Origin of the sequence: Methylobacterium sp. WL18, assembly GCF_008040015.1 — a bacterium.
In the GTDB taxonomy this organism is placed as follows: Bacteria; Pseudomonadota; Alphaproteobacteria; order Rhizobiales; family Beijerinckiaceae; genus Methylobacterium; species Methylobacterium mesophilicum.
Genome location: NZ_VRVD01001332.1, coordinates 1 through 452, shown reverse-complemented (window position 1 = coordinate 452; position 452 = coordinate 1). Strand labels below are relative to the sequence as shown.

General features: G+C 75.4%; 1 pseudogene. It reads left to right on the top strand.

The features are described 5' to 3' along the window. Positions 1–144: 144 nt before the first annotated feature. Positions 145–452: pseudogene (locus FV228_RS32605) on the top strand (hypothetical protein); the annotation flags it as partial.

Here is a 452-nt window from a genome sequence, read left to right as displayed (position 1 = left end):
GCCGAGACCCGGCCGATCGCGCGCCGGACCCCGCGCCAGGTCGCGGACGACGCGATCAGCACCCGGATCTGCATCGGCTGCCGGCCCGATCCCGGCACCACGGGCTCCTTGGCCGATCCCTTGCCCGGCTCCTCGCCGGGCTCCTTGCCCAACGCGTCGCCCGGGTCCGGACCGGCATCCGGCCTGCCGGCCAAGCGCGACGTCCAGCTCGACGAGCTCCGGACCCTGGCGCCCCCCAGGCAGCAAGCCGACCTCGACACCCTGCCGCTGGCCTCCGCGCATCGCGAGCAGGCGCGCTCGGCACAGGAGAAGACCGACGGCCTCTGGCAATCGTGGCTCGTCTCGGTCTGCGACGGCTGCGGCGATCAGAAGCCGGCCCGGCACCTGAAGCTCGAGGATTGGCCGGACCGGCAGGCCGCGCTGGTCCCGGGCGCGGCCGACCACGGCAGGCC